The organism is Methylobacterium sp. SyP6R, from assembly GCF_019216885.1.
Lineage (GTDB): Bacteria > Pseudomonadota > Alphaproteobacteria > Rhizobiales > Beijerinckiaceae > Methylobacterium.
This window is the reverse complement of record NZ_JAAQRC020000002.1, coordinates 544,962-564,620: the sequence shown is the minus strand read 5'-3', so window position 1 is coordinate 564,620 and position 19,659 is coordinate 544,962. Positions and strand designations below refer to the sequence as shown.

The following is a 19,659-nucleotide window of genomic DNA, read 5'->3' as shown; positions in this document are numbered from 1 at the left end:
GTCTAAGGTACTAAGGAACCGCCAAGCTATCGAGGAGAGGGCCACCGTCATGGTATCACGCAGGGACATCGCATCGTTTCTCGGCGCCGGCGCGCTCGGGGCCGCCCTCTCCCCGATCGGCACCGCCCAGGCCCAGACGGCTCCGGCCGGCGAGAACACCTTCCAGCGCATCCGGCGCACCAAGAAGCTCCGGATCGCCGGCATCGTCGGCACCGAGCCGTACTACAAGAAGGACATCGCGTCCGGCGAGTGGTCGGGCTTCTGCATCAGCATGGCGCAGGATCTCGCCAAGGCGATGGATGCCGAGGTCGAGATCGCCGAGACCACCTGGGGCAACGCGGTGCTCGACCTCCAGGCGAACAAGATCGACATCATGTTCGGCCTGTCGCCGACCCCGTCGCGGGCGCTCACGGTCGAGTTCACGCGGCCGATCATGCTGAACACCTTCACCATCATCGCCAAGCCCGGCTTCGAGCCGAAGACCTGGGCCGACCTCAACAAGCCGGAGGTCCGCGTCGCCGTCGACATCGGCTCGACCCACGACCTGTTCGCCCGGCGCGTCATCCCGAACGCCACGCTGGTCGCGCTGAAGACCCCGGACGACGCCATGCTGTCGGTGCAGTCCAACCGGGCCGATTGCGTCATCCAGGTCGCGCTGCTCTCGCTCGTGACCGTGAAGAAGAACCCGAAGGTGGGCCGAATCATCGTCCCCACCCCCTTGAGCGCACAGCCGACCTGTGCCGGCGTGCGGGCCGATCCCGATCCGCGGTTCCGGACCTTCGTCGACAACTGGCTCGAATACAATCGCGGGCTCGGCGCCATGAAGGGCTGGATCACGTCCAGCCTGGAACTGGTCGGCGTCAAGCCCGACGACATCCCGGCCGAGATCTCGTTCTGACGCAGCCGCCGCCGCGGGAGCCCCCGCGGTCCTCGCCGCGGCCCGGGACTTGTCCCCGGGCCAGGCCCACAGGTTTCGCCGCATGCCCCCCGACCCCACCCCGCCCTTGGGCATCATCATGCTCGACACACGGTTCGAGCGCCCGCCCGGCGATGTCGGGCACGCGGCGAGCTGGCCCTTCCCGGTCCTGTTCGAGACCGTCCGCGGCGCCACCGCGCGCCGGGTCGTGGGCGGGCAGGATGCCGACCTGGCCGAGGCCTTCGTCGAGGCGGGGGAGCGGCTGCGGGCGCGGGGCGCCATCGGCATCATCACGTCGTGCGGCTTCCTGGCCGCCCGGCAGCGCTCTCTCGCCGCCCGGATGTCGCTGCCGCTCGCGACCTCGAGCCTGATGCAGCTTCCCCTGATCGACCGCTGCCTTCCCCGGGCCAAGCGGACCGGAATCGTGACCTACGACGCCGAGGCGCTCACCGACGCGCATTTCGTCGAGGTCGGTGCCGATCCCGCGACGCCGGTCGTGGGCTTGCCCGCGAACGGGGCGCTGCGCGGAGTGATCGAGCGGGAGGCGCCTTACGATGCGGAGGCGTTGGCGCGCGACGTGCTGGAGGCCGCCGGGCGCCTGGTCGGGCGGGGGGATGTCGGCGCGATCCTGATGGAATGCACCAACCTCCCGCCGTTCTCGAGAGCCGTCGCCGAGCGCTTCGCCGTTCCGGTCTTCGACATCATTACCCTGGGCCGCTGGTTTCACTCGGGCCTTCTGCAAACACGCTACCCGTAAGGCGGACCGGAGACGACCATGAATTACGAGTGGGACTTTTCGTTCCTGCTGCAATACAAGGGCCTGATTGCGATCGGCGCCTTGTACACGATCGGCTTCACCATCGTCACGGCGATCGCCGGCTTCGCCGTCGGCGGCCTGATCGCCGTCGCCCGCCTGGGCAACGTGAAGGCGGTGACGATCCCGCTCATGGCCTTCATCGAGATCTTCCGCTGCACCCCGGTGCTGGTGCAGCTGGTCTGGATCTACTACGCCCTGCCGATCCTGATCGGCGTCGAGCTGAAGCCCGCGACCGCCGCCTTCATCGCCCTGACGCTCTACGGCGCGTCGTTCTTCGCCGAGATCATCCGCGGCGGCATCGCCTCGATCGATATCGGCCAGTGGGACGCGGGACGGGCGCTCGGCATGCGCCGCGGTGCCCTGCTCCGGCGCATCGTCCTGCCGCAGGCGCTCAAGCGGATGATCCCGCCGCTTGTCAACCAGGTCGTACTCCAGCTGAAGAACACTTCGCTTCTCTCCGTGCTCGCGGTGCCCGATCTTCTCTACCAGGGCCAGCTGATCACCTCGGCCACCTACAAGCCGCTCGAAGTCTATACGATGATCGCGATCATTTACTTCGCGATCCTGTTTCCTCTCACGACCTTCGCGCACAGCCTCGAAAACAGGCTCGCACGGTGAGCACGGGATGCCAGGAAGCGACGGTGGAGGCGACGATGGAGCGGACTATGCCGGAGACGACGATGATCGAGGTGGCGCACGTCAGAAAGTCGTTCGGGACGGTGTCCGTGCTCAAGGACATTTCCTTGAGCGTGCCGAAGGGCGGGGTGCTGTCGCTGATCGGCCCGAGCGGATCGGGCAAGTCGACCCTCCTGCGCTGCCTGAACCTCCTCACCATCCCGGACGAGGGAACGATCCGGATCGGCACGCACGCGATGCGCTTCGGCAAGGATCCCCAAGGCAAGGATCACCGGATGCCGCGGGACAAGGACCTCGCCGCCTTCCGGTCGACGGTCGGCATGGTCTTCCAGAACTTCAACCTGTTCTCCCACATGTCCGTCCTCCGCAACGTCATGGAGGGACCCGTCACGGTGCTCGGCAGGGGCCGGGACGAGACGCGGGAGCTGGCGCTCCGGCTCCTGGACAAGGTGGGCCTGCGGGAGAAGGCCGACGTCCATCCCGACCGGCTGTCGGGCGGGCAGAAGCAGCGGGTCGCCATCGCCCGGGCGCTGGCGATGAAGCCGGAGGTCATGCTCTTCGACGAGGCGACCTCGGCGCTCGATCCCGAGCTCGTCGGGGAAGTCCTGCAGGTCGTCCGGCAGCTGGCCTCGGAGGGCATGACCATGGTGCTCGTGACGCACGAGATCGCGTTCGCGCGCGACGTCGCCGACACCTGCGTGTTCATGCGCGACGGCTTCGTCGTCGAGGAAGGGCCGGCCCGGCAGGTGATCGAGGATCCGCGGCAAGCCGCCACCAAGGCCTTCCTCAGCCATTTTCACAAGGCGGCGGTCTGATACGGCGTCCGGAAGATTCCTTCCGGACGCCGTATCATCAGCCCGCGCGGCGCCTGAGCGAAGCCGGTTTCCGCATCGCGAAGCGATCAATCGGAAACCGTATAAGAGCCTGTTTGATCCGATCGCAGGACTCCATCCCACTCACAACCACATCCTTCGAGGTCAGTCGATTGAAGATCGACTGACCTCGAAGGAGGGATCCAGAGATCGCCGAGACTTCCGGAGCCCACCTTCGAGGCTCGCATCCGCTCGTACCTCAGGATGAGGTCCCGGTCAGGATAGGAAAGCCACTCACGATTTTCTCTTCGTGGGTCAAACAGGCTCCAACGCCATCCGGAACCGAGGCGTCAGGCACGACGCCTTCGTCCGGACCGCCGGTTGCTTGCGGGGCATTCCGGGCCACGTCTCGTTCGATCAAGCACGCGCCGCGGCAGCGATCATTCTCGGTCGGGCTCGCTTGCTCGGGCTCATTTGCCCCGTCGCTCGGCATCGGCCGTGAGACGAGCCGTTCCCGGCTTCAGGAGAGCGACATCCGCCCATGGGGCCCGTCCCGTGGCCCCGACCGGCGGGCTTTTCCACGGCGGCCCTGGCGTCGCACGACCTCGACTCTGCAAGATTCCGGGGCGGAGGAATGCGGTGCGCTCTTGCGATCATCATCGCCTCGACGCTGCTCCTCGGCGCCGGACCGAGCCGCGGCGAGTCTCATCGACGAAGCCCGTCGCCTGGTGCTCCGGTCAGGGTCTTCTACGACCGTCCCCTCAAGGCGGAGTCGCTCGCGATCTACCGCTCCGTCAAGTCGCATCGCGTCCTCGAAGGCCTGCGGGAGGTGGCCGCGGGCTTGCGCCTGCCGCGGTCGCTGACCTTCCGGTTCGCGGCATGCCGCGGCGCCGCCGATGCGTGGTACGAGCCCGAGACCCGCACCGTCACGGTCTGTTACGAGTATGTCCGGGAGGTGAAGGATCGGGTGTCGCCGCCGCCGGTCCGGACAGGGGCGGAGCGGCAGGACGCGGTCTTCGGCCTCGTCGCCCAGGCCTTCCTGCACGAGACCGGGCATGCCCTGTTCCACCTGCTCGAAGTGCCGGTGCTCGGCCGGGAGGAGGATGCCGCCGACCAGTTCGCGGCGCTCGTGCTGCTCGAATTGCCGCCCGGGCAGGCCCGGCACGCCGTCGACGGCATCGCGCGCCTGTTCCGGAGTCTGGCGGCCGAGGAAAGGGCCGAGCCGGCGGTACTCGCCGACGATCACAGCCTCGCGCTCCAGCGTCTCTACGGCCTGCTCTGCCTCGCCTACGGGGCCGACCGCCGCACCTTCGGGGATCTCGTCGCGAGCGGCGCCCTGCCGCGTTCGCGCGCCCGACTGTGCCGGGCGGAATACGGCCTCGCCATGGACGCGCTGCACAAGCTCCTCCGGCCCCATCTCCGTGGCGGACGGCTGGAGCGCGAACGGGTGCGCCGCGCCTTTCGCGGGATGTTCTGATGCAGGAAGGCGGGGCGGCGGGTCCGGCTCCGTCACGCCGCCGCATCACCGACGGGCGGCGCATCGACCGGGATGCGCCTCACCCATCCGACCAGCAGCACATACCCCGTCGCCAGGACGACCGGGCCGATGAACAGGCCGAGCAGGCCATGGGCGATCACGCCGCCGACGACGCCCGCCAGGATGACGGGCATCGGGACGTCGAGGCCGCGGCCGAGCACGAGCGGCTTGAGAACGTTGTCGCTCAGTCCGGCGCCGATGGTCCAGATCGCGAAGACGAGCGCCGGCAGCGCGTCGGCGGTGGCGAAGACGTACCCGATCACCGGCAGGGTCAGGACGACGACCGGCACCTGGACGATGCAGAGGAGCAGCGTGGCGAGGGTCCACAGGCCGGCGGCCGGGAGGCCGATGACGAAGAAGCCGGCTCCGAGCAGCAGGGACTGGAGCACCGCCACGCCGACGATGCCCAGCGCCACGCCGCGGATGGTCTCGACGGCCAGCGCCGCGAGCGCGGCGCCCCGGGCCGGGCTGCCGGTGGCGCGGACCAGGACCTGCCGGGTGAACGCGGCCGCCCCCTTGCCGTACCCGACGAGGATCGCCGCGATGGCGAAGGACAGGACGAACGACACCTCGCCGGCCGCCAGGCGACGGGCGGCCGACAGGAGCCAGGCCGCCGGCTTGCGCAGCATCGGGCCGTAGCGCGCGAGAGCCCCCGGCGCGTTGGCGGCGGCGAGCGCCCAGGCCTCCGTCAGCCTCCCGCCGACCAGCGGCAGGTCGGCGAGGCGGGCGGGCGGCGGGGGTAGGGTCAGCCGCTGGTCGCGCAGGTCCGAGACGAATGCGACGAGGGACGATCCGAGCGACGTCACGACCAGGATCGTCGCCGCCAGCATGACGGCGATGCCGACGACCCCGATCAGGGCGGCCGAGCCGCGCTCGCCGACGCCGACGAGGAGGCGGCGATGCAGCGGGTACAGCATGACGGCCAGGATCGCCGACCAGAGCAGGATCTCCGCGAGCGGCGACAGGATGCGGGCGCAGGCATAGACGAGCGCCGCGGCGAGGCCGATGCGCAGGGCGGCATCGAAAGACATCGTCGGTCCGGATTCCCGGTCGGAGCAGGATACGGTCTTGTCCATCTCGATGGCGCCTGAGCAGCAACACGCTGATCGGGATTTGACACCTGCACGCGTCACGCCTCGACGCCGCGACGTGTCCTCGTCCCGCATCCTGGATGCAGGACCGCCCACGTCCTTGAGGCAGGTCAACGCGCCGTTCGCCTCGCCCCGCATCCTGACGTCCCGTTGCGCCTCGGGGTCGAGCCGCGCTCCGGGACGTCACGAGAGGACCACATGGCAGCGACGCGTACGACCTGTCGCGCCGGGAGGCGCGGGCTCGTCCGGCACGAGGCCGGTCCGCGTCCCACCCGATCAAGCGGTCGGGCGCGGTCCCTGCGACATTGCCGGCGGGTCCGGGCCCGCCCAACCCGGGGGAGCGCCCGATGACCCAGGAGGCCCCGGCCCGCCGCCGGCACGAGAAGTACGACCGTCTGATCGCCGCCGCGCAGGCGCGGCCCCGCCTCACGGTCGCGGTCGCGCACCCTTGCGACGAGGCCTCGCTCGGCGCCGCGCTGGAGGCGGCGGATCTCGGGCTGATCACCCCGGTCCTGGTCGGGCCCCGGCCGAGGATCGCGGCGGCGGCCTGCGGGCGGGATCTGGCGGCGTTCCGCATCGTCGAATCGGCCCATAGCCACGATTCCGCCGACAGGGCGGTGGCGCTGGTGAGGGCCGGAGAGGCCGGCGCGCTGATGAAGGGCAGCCTCCACACCGATGAGCTGATGGGCGCGGTAGTGCGGCGCGAGGGTGGGCTGCGGACGGAGCGCCGCCTGAGCCACTGCTTCGTGATGGACGTGCCGGGCCACGACGATCCCCTCATCGTCACCGATGCCGCGATCAACATCGCCCCGACGCTCGAGGAGAAGCGCGACATCGTCCAGAACGCCATCGACCTCGCCCATTCCTTCGGGATCGAGGTGGTGCGGGTCGCGATCGTGTCGGCGATGGAGACGGTCAACCCGAAGGTCCCCTCGACCCTCGATGCCGCCGCGTTGTGCAAGATGGCCGATCGCGGCCAGATCACCGGGGCGGTCCTCGACGGGCCGCTCGCCCTCGACAACGCCATCGATCGCGGCGCGGCGGCGATCAAGCAGATCCAGTCGCCGGTCGCCGGCCGCGCCAACGTGCTGGTGGTGCCGGATCTCGAAGCCGCCAACATGCTGGCCAAGAGCCTGACCTTCCTTGCCGACGCGGACGCCGCCGGGATCGTGCTCGGCGCCCGGGTGCCGATCATCCTGACGAGCCGGGCCGATTCGCGCCTGACGCGGCTCGCCTCCTGCGCCGTCGCCTCGCTGTTCGCCGCGGGCCGTCGCGCCGAAACACCGCGGCCGGGGGTCCAGGGATGATCCCGGCCTACCTCGTGCTGAATGCGGGCTCGTCGAGCCTCAAGTTCCAGGTGTTCGAGCCGGGAGGGGACGGCGTGCCGCACCGCCTCTCCCGCGGCCTCTTCGAGGGGCTCGGCGGCGCGGCGCACATGGTCGTGCACGATCGGACCGGCGCGGTCGTCGCCGAGGAGCGGTTCGGGGCGGGCGAATTCGGTCACGAGGAGGCCCTTCTCCACGTCGCCGCGTGGCTGCGGGAGCATCGGAGCGGGCACCGGCTGGCGGCGGTCGGGCATCGGGTCGTGCATGGCGGCGCGGATTACGCCGCGCCCGTGCGGATCGACGACGCGGTGCTGGCGGCGCTGGAACGCCTCGTCCCGCTCGCGCCCCTGCACCAGCCGCACAACCTCGCGCCGGTCCGCATCCTGCGGCGGCTGTTTCCGGACCTGCCGCAGGTGGCGTGCTTCGACACCGCCTTCCACCGCGGCCAGCCGGAGGTCGCGCAGCTCTTCGCGCTGCCGGCCGAGATCACCGACCGGGGCGTGCGCCGCTACGGCTTCCACGGCCTGTCCTATGCCTTCGTCGCCGGGCAGCTCGCCGCCTGCGCGCCCGGCCTCGCGGAGGGCCGGGTGGTCGTGGCCCATCTCGGCAGCGGCGCGAGCCTGTGCGCGCTGGCGGGCGGTCGCAGCGTCGCCACCACGATGGGCTTCTCGGCCCTCGACGGGCTGCCGATGGGCACCCGCTGCGGCAGCCTCGATCCGGGCGTGGTGTTCTACCTCATGCGGGAGATGCAGCTCGACGTCCAGGCGGCGGAGCACCTGCTCTACACCCGCTCAGGGTTGCTCGGCGTCTCCGGCCTGTCGAACGACATGCGGGTGCTGCGCGCCCGCGCCGCCGAGGACCGGCGTGCGCGGATGGCCATCGACCTCTTCGTCTACCGCATCGGGCGCGAGCTCGGCTCGCTCGTCGCGGCGCTCGGCGGGATCGACGGCCTCGTCTTCACCGGCGGCATCGGCGAGAACGACGCCGCGACCCGGGCCGAGGTGCTGCGGGGCGCCGCCTGGGCCGGATTCCGGCTCGACGCGGCCGCGAACGCGGCGGGCGCTTCCCGGATCAGCGCCGGCTCCGGCCCCCAGGCCTACGTCGTCCCGACCGACGAGGAGGCGACGATCGCCAGCGGGATGCACGAGGTGCTCGACGATGCGCGCCTGACGGTGCCCTGAGACCAAGGAGGATGTCATGGAGGCGCTGACGACCCATCCCGACGCGAAGCCCGCCGCGATCGGCAACGAGCCCTTCATGTCGGCCGACGATCTCGCCGCCTACTCGGCCCGCATGCGCGCCGCCCGGGCCATGAAGGAGATCGAGGGGCAGGACCGGGCCGGCAAGGCGCGGGCGGAACTGGCCAAGCAGCTCGCCGAGCCCGTCGCGGTCACGCCGGAAAAGGTCGGCGAGATCATGCAGGCCCTGCTGCACAAGCTGCGCATCGCCGCCGAGCAGGGCCAGAAGGAACTGCTCGTGATGCGCTTCCCGAACCTGATGTGCAGCGACAAGGGCCGGGCGATCAACAACGGCGAGGCCGGCTGGGCCGAGACCCTGACCGGCCGTCCGCGGCAGGCCTACGAACTCTGGCGCGACCGCCTGCACCCCGCCGGCTACGGCCTCAGGGCGATGGTCGTCGACTGGCCGGACGGCATGCCGGGCGACATCGGCTTCTTCCTCACCTGGAAGGCCGCTCAGGCCTGAGCCGCGGGCACTGGAGATGCTCTCATGACACAGCCCGCGACAGGCAACGACTCCCGGCAGGATGCGGCGACCAACGGCCCGGCCTCCCTCCTCCGGCTCCAGGCCCGCTTCGCCGAGATCTACCGGGACCGCTGCACCGCGGCGCTCGGTGCGTATCTCGACGCGATGCAGGACGCCGGCGGCGTTTGGCTGGAGGCCTGCAGCGCCTGGCAGAAAGCCGGCGGCGCCTGGCAGAAGGCTGGCGGCGCCTGGCAGAAGGCTGGCGGCGCCTGGCAGAAGGCTGGCGGCGCCTGGCAGAAGGCCGGCGGCGCCTGGCCGGAGCACGCGCGGCCGACGAATCCGGTCCGGGCCGCCGGCGACGCCGTCACCTACTGGACCGACTTCGCCCAGCGCTCGCTCTTGTTCAGGGACACGCTCCGGCAGCGCGGCAACGACTGGCTCGTGCACGAGGCGGCCGGCAAGCCGCCGCTCCTCGCCTTTCCCTACGAGATCGTGGCCGATGCCCGCCGCTTCGAGCGGCCGGCGAACTACGCCCTGGCGCGGATCCTGCTGCCGGCCGACAGCCCGGCCGACGAGGAGAAGCGCCCCTACCTCATCATCGACCCGCGCGCCGGGCACGGGCCCGGCATCGGCGGCTTCAAGCCGGATTCCGAGGTCGGGGTGGCGATGCGCGCCGGCCATCCGGTCTACGTGGCGATCTTCTTTCCCGATCCGGTCCCGGGCCAGACCCTGGCGGACGTGGCGCAGGCGGAAGCCGCCTTCGTGCGCCTCGTGCGCGAACGCCATCCGACCTGCGGCAGGCCCGTCATCGTCGGCAATTGCCAGGGCGGCTGGGCGGCGATGCTGGTGGGCGCCCTCGATCCCGGGAGCGTCGGGCCGATCGTGGTGAACGGCGCGCCGATGTCCTACTGGGCCGGCAACGACGCCGAGAACCCGATGCGCTACGCCGGCGGCATGCTCGGCGGAAGCTGGACGGCTTTGCTTGCCAGCGATCTCGGCGGCGGCGTCTTCGACGGCGCCCACCTCGTCGACGACTTCGAATCCCTCGACCCCGCCAATACCTTTTTCGGGAAATCCTACACACTGTTCTCGAAGATCGACACCGAGCCGCCGCGCTACCTGGAGTTCGAGCGCTGGTGGGGTGGGTACTTCCTGATGAATCGGGAAGAAATCCGCTGGATCGTCGACAACCTCTTCGTCGGCAACCGGCTGGCCGCAGGCCGCGCCGAATGGGCCGAGGGCCGGGCCTTCGACCTGCGGGCGATCCGCTCGCCGATCATCCTGTTCGCCTCGCTCGGCGACACCATCACCCCGCCGCAGCAGGACTTCAACTGGGTCGCCGACCTCTATCCCACCACCGCGGGGCTGAAGGCGAACGGGCAGGTCATCGTCGGGCTGATGCACCAGAGCATCGGGCATCCCGGCATCTTCGTCTCGGGCAGCGTCGCCCGGCGCGAGCATGCGCGGATCGTCGATCTCCTCGACTATATCGAGCACCTGCCGCCCGGGCTCTACGGCATGACGATCGCGGCACGCTCCTGACCATGAGGTACCACGGCGCCACCAAGGTCGTGCCGAACTACAACCTGATGGGGCCGGTCAAGGCGGCTTTGGAGAGCGCCGTGCGCTACCTCGCCTACGAGCTCGGCGACCGCGGTATCCGCGTCCACGCCGTGTCGCCCGGCCCCCTCAAGACGCGCGCCGCCTCGGGCCTCAAGAATTTCGACCTTCTCCTCAACGAGGCGATCCAGCGCGCGCCGATCGGCGAACTCGTCGACATCGACGATGTCGGCCTCACCGCCGCCTTCCTGACGACGCCCTACGCCGCCCGTCTCACCGGCTCGACCGTCTACGTCGACGGCGGCCTCGGCATCATGGCGTGAGGGGGGGAGCATGGCAGGTCTTGTCGCGGAACTCGTGTCGCCCGAGCGGATCGTGTTCTCGGGCGAGGTCCGGTCGGTGCTGCTGCCGGGCGCCGACGGCGAGATGACGGTCCTTCCCGGCCACGTGCCCCTCGTCACCCTGCTCCATGCCGGGATCGTCTTCGCCACCGACGCGACCGGGACCGGCCGCCGGGCCTATGTCAGCGGCGGCCTCGCCGAGATCGCGGCCGAGGGCGGGGCGACGCGGGTCACGATCCTGGCGGAGCGCGTGACGGCGGTCGAGGAGATGACCGCCGACCGGATCGCGGCCGAGATCGAGGAGATCCGCCTGGAGCGCGACAGCTCGGCGGATCTCGACCACCAGGCGCGCTGCGACGTCTCGATCGGGCGGCTGGAGGAGATCGGGGCGAGCCTCGGACTGTCAGGCCGCTGCGGCTTCGCTCACGCGCCGCACGGGCTGGCGATCCATTTTCCGGATGAATTCTTCCGGACAATGGATCAGATCTGTTTGACTGATCGACGAGATCTTTCCCACCCTCGACCTCCTCCTGAGGTGTTAGTCGATCGAAGATCGACTGACCTCGAAGGAGGGTTCCAGAGAGCGCCGAGATTTCTGGAGCCTCCTTCGAGGCTCCCTTCGGTCGCACCTCAGGATGAGGTATGAGGGCAGGAAAGTACCATTTGCGTCAAGTTTTGATTATAAAACCCTTCTCAAAATACTTTCATGATAATCATCGGGCACCTCCGCCAGCAGGCCCGGGTCGGTCTCGTCCATGGCGGGTCCTCCCCTATTCCGCGGGCAGGTGCTCCGGCGTGTGCCCCGGGGCGCCCTCCGGCTCCTTCGGCGGCGACGGCTCCGTCGTCCTGCCGCCGAGGAGCCGCCAGGCCCGCTCGCGCAGGCTCTGGAACACGACGTAGAGCGGCGGGATCACGAAGATGCCGAGGAAGGAGGCGGCGATCATGCCGCCGAAGACCGGGGTGCCGACGTTCTTGCGGGCGAGCTGCGAGGCGCCGGTGGCGACGACGAGGGGCAGGAGGCCGAGGATGAAGGCGAAGGAGGTCATCATCACCGGCCGGAACCGCAGCCGCGCCCCCTCGGTGGCGGCCTCGCGCAGCGGCACGCCGTGCTCGCGCTGCTCCTTGGCGAACTCGACGATGAGGATGCCGTTCTTGGCAGCCAGTCCGATCAGCACCACCATGCCGATCTGGGCGTAGAGGTCGAGGGTGAGCCCGCCCCAGACCATCGCCGCGTAGGCGCCGACGATGCCGACGGTCACCGAGAGCAGCACCGGCACGGGGATCGTCCAGCTCTCGTAGAGCCCGACCAGGAACAGGAAGGCGAACAGAACCGCGAAGGCGAGGATGATCGCGGTCTTGCCCTCGGCGCGCTTCTCCTGGAAGGCGGTGTCGGTCCATTCAGCCCCGAAGCCCGACGGCAGGGTGCGGGCCGCGACCGCCTCCATGGCGGCGAGCGCCTGGCCCGACGAGACGCCCGGGGCCGGCCCGCCCTGCACCGTCACGGCGCGCAGGTTGTTGTAGCGGATGAGCGCGGGCGGTCCGACGACGATGCGCACCTCGGCGAGGCTGCGCAGGGGCACCATCTCGCCGTCCTTGTTGCGCACGTTGATGCGATAGATGTCGTCGATCCTCTGGCGATCGGTCGCCTCGGCCTGGACCTGGACCTGCCATGTCCGGCCGAACAGGTTGATGTCGTTGACGTAGTAGCCGCCGAGCGAGGCCTGAAGCGCCTGGAACACGCTGTCGAGGGAGACGCCGAGGATCTGGACCTTGTTGCGGTCGATATCGAGGAGGACGGACGGGTTCGTCGCCGAGAAGGTGCTGAACACGCGGCTGAGCTTCGGCTCCTGGTTGGCCGCGACGATGAGGCCGCGCAGCACCTGGGCGAGTTCGCGCGGATCGCCGCCGCGCAGGTCCTCCAGCACGTAGGCGAAGCCGCCGCCGGTGCCGAGCCCGATGATCGGCGGGGGGCTGAGCGGCACGACGAGGCCGCCCGGGATCTCGCGGAAACGCTGGCCGAGCCGGGCGATCAGCGCGGCGGCGCCGTCGCCCGCGCCTTTTCGCTCCTCGAACCCCTTGAGCGTCACGACCATGAAGGCGGCGCTGCTCTGCGAGTAGTTGTCGATGAAGTTGAGGCCGACCACGGTGGTCACGTCGGCCACCGCATGCTCCTCGCGCAGGATCGCCTCGGCGCTGGCCGCGACGTCGGCGGTGCGGCCCACCGCGGCGCCCTCGGGCAATTGCACCACGACGAAGAAGGCGCCCTGGTCGTCCTCCGGCAGGAACCCCGTGGGGGTGATCCGCGCCAACTGCACAATGCCCCAGGCCGCCGCGAGGGTGACGACGAGGCCGAGGACCGACAGGCGCACGATGCGGGCGACCGCCGCGCCGTAGCCGTCGCGCACGGCGTCGATGCTCCGCATGACGAAGCCCATGATGCCGCGCCGCGGCCCGTGATGGGGCCGCAGGAGCACGCCGCAGAGCGCGGGCGAGAGGGTGAGCGCGTTGATCGCCGAGAGCAGCATCGAGACCGCGACCGCGACCGCGAACTGGCGAAACAGCTCGCCCGAGATGCCCGGCACGAAGGCGACCGGCACGAAGACCGAGAGCAGCACCAGGGTGATGGCGACGATCGGCGCGGTGATCTCCGCCATGGCGCGCTTCGTCGCCTCGCGGGGCGAGAGTTCGGGATGCTCCTCCATCACCCGCTCGACGTTCTCGACCACCACGATGGCGTCGTCGACCACGATGCCGATGGCGAGCACCAGGGCGAGCAGCGAGACAGAGTTCGCCGAGTAGCCGATCGCCTTCAGGGCGATGAAGGTGCCGATCAGGCTCACGGGCACGGCGATCGTCGGGATCAGGGTCGCCCGCAGGCTGCCCAGGAACAGTAACACCACAATCACTACGAGGACGAAGGCCTCGACCAGGGTCTTCTGCACCTCGTGCACCGTCTCGGTGATGAAGGCGGTGGGATCGTAGGTGACCTTCCATTCGAGGCCCTCGGGAAAGGCCTTGGCCAGGGCCGAGACCCTCGCGGTGACCTCCTTGAGCGTCGCGATCGCATTGGCGCCGGGCGACTGGTAGATCGCGATGACGGTGGCCGGGCTGCCGTTGAGCCGGGTCTCGCGGTCGAGGCTCGCCGCGCCGAGCTCGACCCTCGCGACGTCGCCGAGGCGCAGGAGCGACCCGTCCGGGTTGGTGCGCAGGATGATGTTGCGGAACTGCTCGGGCGAGGTGAGCCGCCCCTGCGTCTGGATGCTGAGCTGGAGCTGCTGCTCGTCCGAGATCGGCCGGGCGCCGATGCGGCCGACCGGCGCCTGGACGTTCTGCGCCTTGATCGCCCCGATGACGTCGCCGGTGGTCAGGTTGAGACCGGTGAGCTGGTCGGTGCGGATCCAGGCCCGCATCGCGTAGTCCTGCGGTCCCCACAGGGTCGCGTCGCCCACGCCCGGCGTGCTGCGGATCCGGTCGAGCAGGTTGATGGTGACGTAGTTCGAGATGAACAGCGGATCCTGGATCGCCTTCGGCGAGTAGACCGCCAGCACGCCGAGCAGGGCCGAAGACTTCTTCTTGACCGTGACGCCCTGCTTGCGCACGTCCTCGGGGAGCTTCGCCAGCGCGATCTGGACCCGGTTGTTGACGTTGACAGCGTTGATGTCGGGATCGGTGCCGAGCTCGAACGAGGCGGTGAGCGTGTAGCTGCCGTCGTTGCCGCTCACGCTCTTCATGTAGATCATCTTGTCGACGCCGACGACCTGCGACTCGATCGGCTGCGCCACGGTCGATTCGACCACGTCGGCGGCGGCGCCCGGATAGGTCGTCGTCACCGAGACCTGGGGCGGCACGATGTCGGGATACTGCGCCACCGGGATCGCCAGCAAAGCGAGCCCGCCGGCGATCGCCGTGACGATGGCGATCACCACCGCCAGGCGCGGCCGGTCGACGAAGATCGCGGAGAGCATCGGATCAGGTCCTTCCGGTCAGGTTCTACCCGTGACTTGCCCGGCCGGCACCGACAGCACCGGGATGCCGGGGCGCACGCGCTGCAGCCCCTCGACGATGACGCGCTCGCCGCCAGAGAGGCCGGACTCGATCACCGCCTCCCCGCCGCTGCCGCCCGACGCCACGCTCACCCGCCGGACCACCGCGCGGCCATCCTCGACCACGAAGACGTAGACGCCGCCCTGGTCGGCGATGAGCGCGCCTTGCGGCACCACCACCTTCTCCTCGGGCGTCCCGGTCTGGAGCGCGACCTGGACGAGCTGCCCGTCCCGCAGGGCGCCCGCCGGGTTCGGCAGGCCGGCACGCACCGGCACCGTGTCGGTGGTGCGGTCGACGCTGATGTCGACGAAGTTGATGCGCCCGACCTGGTCGTAGGTCGTGCCGTCCTGGAAGCGGACCCGCACGGCGATCCGGCTGCGCTCCGGCATCGGACCGCCCTGGCGCATCCGCAGGAACTCGCGCTGGCTCACCGGGAAGGTGACGAACATCGGATCCTGGCTGACGATGGTCGTCAGCACGCCGCTGTCGGGGCCGACCACGTTGCCCTTGGTCACGCTGGTCCGGCCGATCCGGCCGGCGACGGGAGCCGCGATCCTCGTGTAGCCGAGGTTGATCCGCGCGGTCCTCAGGGTGGCGTCGTCGCCCGTGACGGCGCCCTTCGCCTGGTCGAGGGCGGCGCGGGCCTGGTCGCGGGCGACCACCGTGCCGGAATTGCGGTCGAGGAGGTCCTGGGCCCTCTGGAGCTGGATCGCCGCCAGGGTCTCGGCGGCGCGGCTGCGCTCCAGCGCGCCCTCGGCCTGCTTCACCGCGGCCTCGAACAGGTCGGGCTCGATACGATAGAGCGGCATGCCCTCCCGCACGACCTCGCCCTCCTTGAACAGGACGGCGTCGAGGTAGCCGACGACCCGGGCCCGCACCTCGACGCGGGCCGGCGCCTCGATCCGGCCGACGAAGTCGAGGGGCTTGTCGATGGCCTTGTGCTGGGCAGCGACGGTGCCGACGGTCAGGGCGGCGGGATCGGGCTCGGAGCGGGCGGCGGGCGCGACGACGAGCGCCAGGACCAGCGCCGGGACCAGCGCCGGGACGAGGCCGGGACCGAGGAGACGGGGACCCGCCGGACGGTGACCTGAACCTTGATGCATGATCGCCCTCGCCGCAGGGCCGTCCTCATGCGGAGGGCGGCTCGACAGTGTGGCGAGTCGCGCCGGGCCGGCTTGATCGAACGGGACAGCGGGGCGGTGCGCCGCCGCACGGCGGCAGCCGGCTTCATGGACCGGGCCGCAATCTCGCCCGATAGCAAGCTCCATCGTCCGTCAAACATCATATGATAAAAAACTTGAATGTAACCGCTAAAACCATCGTTTCTGCATCAATATCCATCAACACATCGAACACTGTTGCCAAATTGCACTTGCAAAGCTATCCACGGCAGAAGCCTCATGCGCCATCGGTCCGACCGTATCGGACCTGAAACGGAGGTGTATGCAAATGTTAAAGAATGCTCTACTGACATCGACGGTGGTACTCGCAGCTTCAGGTGCTGTATTTGCTGCCGACTTGCCGCCCCAGGCCCCTCCGCCGGCGCCGATCCCGGTCCCGATCTTCTCCTGGACGGGGTTCTACGTCGGCGTCAATGCGGGTGGGGCGTTCTCGTCGCAAGAGAACCGTACCGCTGCCGTCGCCGCCGTCGCTCCCGTGGGTACCTTCGCGGCGGCAGGGCCGGCCTTCGCGGCAACCTCCGGCACCTTCCTGGTCCCGGCCGGCGCCGGCGTGCGGAACGGCAACACCACCACGAGCGGCTTCGCCGGCGGCGGGCAGATCGGCTACAACTGGCAGGTCGGCAGCTTCGTCGTGGGTGCCGAGGCCGACATCCAGGGGCTTGCCGGAAACAACGGCCGGCGCGGATTCGGGGGCGTTCCGGCGGCTCCGTTCTTCATCACGGCGACCGGCCCCGGATTGCCGCCGGGAACGATCCTCGTTCCGCGCGGCGTACTCGGGACGCTCGACTGGTACGGCACGTTCCGGGGCCGGCTCGGCTACGCCATCGACCGCACCCTCGTCTACGTCACGGGCGGCCTCGCCTACGGCGAGGGCAGCCTCGACAAAGGCATCTGCGGGAACGGCCTGCTGAACTGCACCAGCAACATCCGGACCGGCTACACGGTCGGCGGCGGCGTCGAATACGCCTTCACCAACACCTGGACCGCCCGCGTCGAGGGCATGTACGTGAACATCAGCAACGACCGGCGCAACAACACCGCCGTCGGGCTCGGAGCTGTCGGCTACAACGCGCCGACGAACACGGTCCTGCTGCTCGCCAACGGCAACCGCAACGATAACGGGTTCGGCGTGGTGCGCGCCGCCCTGAACTACAAGTTCGGCACGTACTGACCGCGCCGGACGCGGCGCCGGTCGACCGAGCCTCCCAGCCCCCGATCGCCTGGCGGCAAGGGCGAGCGCCCCCTGGGACCATCCTTCCAGGGGGCGAGCGGGGCGGGCGAGGCCTTGCGACGCCACGCCCTTTACTTTGCGGAAGTCCGGCTTGCCTGCGCCGAACAGCGCCGATACGCGATGCCCGTCGGATCCTCGTCGCTGTAGTACCGCGTCAAGTTTCCGTCGGGCGTGGCCGCCATGATGACCTTGACGTCGTTGACGGCGACGGCATTCGCACAGTCGAGGTCGAGATGGTCGCGGCCCTGCACGGTCCGGACCGCCTTGATGCGGCACGAGGCCATCGGCGTCTTCAGGCGCTGGCCGGAGACGATGAAGGCGGGGGCGAAGAGGTCGATCGGCTTGCGGAACGACAGGCTTCGCCCGGCGGAGGCGTAGACCTCGGCGCAGTCGCGCCCGGCCAGAACCCAGGCTCCCTGGTAGCCCGAGAGGCCCGCCGTCGCCGGCCCGGCCGCGACTGCGAGCCCCAGGCCGATCGCAGTAGAGCGGAGCGACCGCGAGAGCCGGGCCCATGACGCATGCCGTGACGGACTCTCGATCCTGCGGGCGGGTTCCATCGGCACCTCGGAGCCGGCGTTGCGTGCCGCGTCCTCGACCATGCGCGCCGTGCCGAGGGCTCCCCGAAATCCCCGGCAGGTCCTCGCCACCGGTCTCCCGAATGCGCCGGGCCCGAGGCCGCACGCTCGAAAACACTCCCATGACCTCGCCTCACGAGCAAAGCCAGGATCGCGCCATTTCGACAAATCTGCCTGCGCAAGACAAATAACGTATGCTAAGTTTCTTATTGCCTAACGGTTAGATAGTGCAGTCGAAATTCTGCATTGATTCAACTTATCAACGTCTATTCGATCGACATCTCCGGATCCGGCACGTCGCGGCTGTCGAATTGCACCGCATGCGCGATGCGGCTCACGGCCGGCCATTCGTGCGCACGGCGCAGCGGGATGCGCGCTTCGATCAGGAGATCATCGTCGAGCAGGCCCTGGGCCACCTCGAGCGAGGCCTCGGGGAAGGCCTCCAGGATGGCACGCACCGCCGCATCGATATGCGCGTCGCAGTCGGGGCCGTACTCGATCAGGACGTGCTTGAGGACGCAGAGCATAGCCGTGATGTAGCCGCTCCGGGCCTCAGCGAGGTAGTGCGTCCCGGCCACGGTCGCGCGGCCGGATGGGGGCCGCCGCGGGTTCGGGCACCGGCGCCAGGTTGCGGGGGCCGCCCGACGGCACGGCCTGGAATGCCCGCTCGCCCCCCGATCGACAGGATGGCTCGTCGTCTCTCCGAGTGAGCGCCCCGAGTGAGCGCCGGTCCGACCTGGGCCTTCGACGGCGTGCCGACGGTGATCCCCTCCCCGATCGGCAGCGATTCCGATCGCATCCCCGAGCCATTGCCGCTATGCTCCGGCCTCGAGATCGAAACTCCTCGGATGTCCTGCGATGACGCCGCAACGGCCGTTCGACAGGAGAGGCCTCCTGTTCCGGCAGGCGAACCGACGGGACGTGATCGCCGGGCTCGCGACCGCGCTCGCCCTTCCGGGCGCGGCCGGCGGGCAGCCGGCCTTGCCGGTCGTCGGCTATCTCGGCCCCGAATCGCCCGAGCCCTTCGCGAGCCGGCTCGCCGCCTTCCGCGAAGGCCTGGCCGAGGCGGGCTTCGTCGAGGGACGCGACGTCGCGATCGATTTCCGCTGGGCGGACGGGCACTACGAGCGGCTACCCGGGCTCGCGCGGGACCTGGTTGCGCGCCGGGTCGCGGTCCTCGCCGCGCCCGGCGGGGCGCCGACCGCACTCGCCGCGAAGGCCGCCACCGCGACGATCCCGATCGTGTTCGAGATGGGCGGCGACCCCGTCGCGCTCGGGGTCGTTCAGGATCTGGCGCGCCCCCGCGGCAACGTCACGGGCGTGTCCAGCCTGAGCGTGGAGGTGTCGCGCAAGCGGCTGGAATTCCTGCACGAGGCCGTGCCGTCCGCCGCCACGATGGCGGTCGCCTACAATCCGACGAGCCCGACCGCGCCCGGGCAGCTGCGATCCCTGCACGAGGCCGCCGAGACCCTCGGCGTGCGGCTCCGGACCTCGCCGATCGGCAGCGAGGCGGAGTTCGAGCCGGTCTTCGCCGGGGCGGCGGGTTTACGGCCCGCGGGACTCGTCTTCACCTCCGATCCCTATTTCGCGCTGCGCAGCCGGCGGCTCGCCGCCCTCGCCCGCCGGCACGCCGTACCGGCGGTCACGCAGACGCGGGATTTCCCCCTCGCGGGCGGCCTGATGAGCTATGGCGGCGACTTCACGCAGACGCACCGGCTGGCCGGGCTCTATGCCGGCCGGGTCCTCAAGGGCGAGCGGCCGTCCGACCTGCCGGTGCAGCTCGTCACGAAGGTCGAGCTGTTCGTCAACCTCCAGGCCGCCGCCGCCCTCGGCGTGACCGTCCCGCCCGGGCTCCTCGGCAGCGCCGACACCGTCATCGAATGATCCAC

16 protein-coding genes and 2 pseudogenes are annotated in these 19,659 nt (G+C 70.0%); 13 read left to right on the top strand and 5 right to left on the bottom strand.

Features of this window, described 5'->3' with window-relative positions; genetic code table 11:
* Positions 1–49: 49 nt before the first annotated feature.
* The 5 genes from HBB12_RS31920 to HBB12_RS31900 all read left to right on the top strand — a co-directional run bounded on the left by HBB12_RS31920 (position 50) and on the right by HBB12_RS31900 (position 4,658).
* Positions 50–898, top strand: coding sequence for a transporter substrate-binding domain-containing protein (locus HBB12_RS31920; protein WP_236993098.1), 849 nt, complete (start codon positions 50–52; stop codon positions 896–898).
* An 82-nt stretch (positions 899–980) separates the two neighbouring features.
* Positions 981–1,673 (top strand): aspartate/glutamate racemase family protein, encoded by a 693-nt coding sequence (locus tag HBB12_RS31915; RefSeq protein ID WP_236993097.1) that lies wholly within the window; start codon positions 981–983, stop codon positions 1,671–1,673.
* Between the two features lie 18 nt (positions 1,674–1,691).
* Positions 1,692–2,351, top strand: a complete 660-nt coding sequence (locus HBB12_RS31910) for an amino acid ABC transporter permease (protein ID WP_236993096.1) — start codon at positions 1,692–1,694, stop codon at positions 2,349–2,351.
* Positions 2,352–2,398: 47 nt separating this feature from the next.
* Positions 2,399–3,184: an amino acid ABC transporter ATP-binding protein gene (locus HBB12_RS31905; protein ID WP_272913336.1), complete on the top strand. Its 786-nt coding sequence runs from the start codon at positions 2,399–2,401 to the stop codon at positions 3,182–3,184.
* Between the two features lie 631 nt (positions 3,185–3,815).
* Positions 3,816–4,658, top strand: coding sequence for a DUF4344 domain-containing metallopeptidase (locus tag HBB12_RS31900; protein ID WP_236993095.1), 843 nt, complete (start codon positions 3,816–3,818; stop codon positions 4,656–4,658).
* A gap of 32 nt (positions 4,659–4,690) precedes the next feature.
* Here HBB12_RS31900 and HBB12_RS31895 read toward each other — a convergent pair whose 3' ends face one another.
* Positions 4,691–5,749 carry an AI-2E family transporter gene (locus tag HBB12_RS31895; protein ID WP_236993094.1) on the bottom strand — a complete coding sequence of 353 codons (1,059 nt, stop codon included), beginning with the start codon at positions 5,747–5,749 and terminating at the stop codon, positions 4,691–4,693.
* A 407-nt stretch (positions 5,750–6,156) separates the two neighbouring features.
* Between HBB12_RS31895 and HBB12_RS31890 the strand changes: the two genes are divergently transcribed.
* The 6 genes and pseudogenes from HBB12_RS31890 (at position 6,157) to atpC (ending at position 11,385) form a co-directional block, all read left to right on the top strand.
* Complete coding sequence (locus HBB12_RS31890; protein WP_236993093.1) at positions 6,157–7,116, top strand: phosphate acetyltransferase; 960 nt, start codon at positions 6,157–6,159, stop codon at positions 7,114–7,116.
* Entirely contained in the window at positions 7,113–8,315 is a 1,203-nt protein-coding gene (locus HBB12_RS31885; protein ID WP_236993092.1) for an acetate/propionate family kinase, read from the top strand. Before HBB12_RS31890 ends, HBB12_RS31885 begins: the two co-directional genes overlap by 4 nt.
* A gap of 16 nt (positions 8,316–8,331) precedes the next feature.
* Positions 8,332–8,838, top strand: coding sequence for a hypothetical protein (locus tag HBB12_RS31880; RefSeq protein WP_236993091.1), 507 nt, complete (start codon positions 8,332–8,334; stop codon positions 8,836–8,838).
* 189 nt (positions 8,839–9,027) lie between these two features.
* A pseudogene (locus tag HBB12_RS31875) lies at positions 9,028–10,365 on the top strand (DUF3141 domain-containing protein); the annotation flags it as partial.
* Positions 10,366–10,367: 2 nt separating this feature from the next.
* Positions 10,368–10,721: pseudogene (locus tag HBB12_RS31870) on the top strand (enoyl-ACP reductase FabI); the annotation flags it as partial.
* Positions 10,722–10,731: 10 nt separating this feature from the next.
* Positions 10,732–11,385 carry an ATP synthase F1 subunit epsilon gene (gene atpC, locus HBB12_RS31865; RefSeq protein ID WP_236993090.1) on the top strand — a complete coding sequence of 218 codons (654 nt, stop codon included), beginning with the start codon at positions 10,732–10,734 and terminating at the stop codon, positions 11,383–11,385.
* A gap of 124 nt (positions 11,386–11,509) precedes the next feature.
* Here the strand turns inward: atpC and HBB12_RS31860 are convergent, their stop codons facing one another.
* Both HBB12_RS31860 and HBB12_RS31855 read right to left on the bottom strand, forming a co-directional pair.
* Positions 11,510–14,704, bottom strand: coding sequence for an efflux RND transporter permease subunit (locus tag HBB12_RS31860; RefSeq protein ID WP_236993089.1), 3,195 nt, complete (start codon positions 14,702–14,704; stop codon positions 11,510–11,512).
* 18 nt (positions 14,705–14,722) lie between these two features.
* Entirely contained in the window at positions 14,723–15,886 is a 1,164-nt protein-coding gene (locus HBB12_RS31855) for an efflux RND transporter periplasmic adaptor subunit (RefSeq protein WP_236993088.1), read from the bottom strand.
* A gap of 415 nt (positions 15,887–16,301) precedes the next feature.
* Here HBB12_RS31855 and HBB12_RS31850 point away from each other — a divergent pair, with 415 nt between their 5' ends.
* Positions 16,302–17,135, top strand: coding sequence for an outer membrane protein (locus HBB12_RS31850; RefSeq protein ID WP_236993087.1), 834 nt, complete (start codon positions 16,302–16,304; stop codon positions 17,133–17,135).
* 131 nt (positions 17,136–17,266) lie between these two features.
* Here the strand turns inward: HBB12_RS31850 and HBB12_RS31845 are convergent, their stop codons facing one another.
* A complete protein-coding gene (locus HBB12_RS31845) occupies positions 17,267–17,794 on the bottom strand; it encodes a hypothetical protein (RefSeq protein ID WP_336886970.1) in 528 nt (175 codons plus the stop codon).
* A gap of 242 nt (positions 17,795–18,036) precedes the next feature.
* A complete protein-coding gene (locus HBB12_RS31840; protein ID WP_236993086.1) occupies positions 18,037–18,348 on the bottom strand; it encodes a hypothetical protein in 312 nt (103 codons plus the stop codon).
* A gap of 280 nt (positions 18,349–18,628) precedes the next feature.
* On the opposite strand from HBB12_RS31840, the gene HBB12_RS31835 reads away from it, so the two are divergent.
* On the top strand, positions 18,629–19,654 hold the full coding sequence (locus HBB12_RS31835; RefSeq protein ID WP_236993085.1) for an ABC transporter substrate-binding protein: 1,026 nt from the start codon (positions 18,629–18,631) through the stop codon (positions 19,652–19,654).
* Positions 19,655–19,659 lie beyond the last annotated feature (5 nt).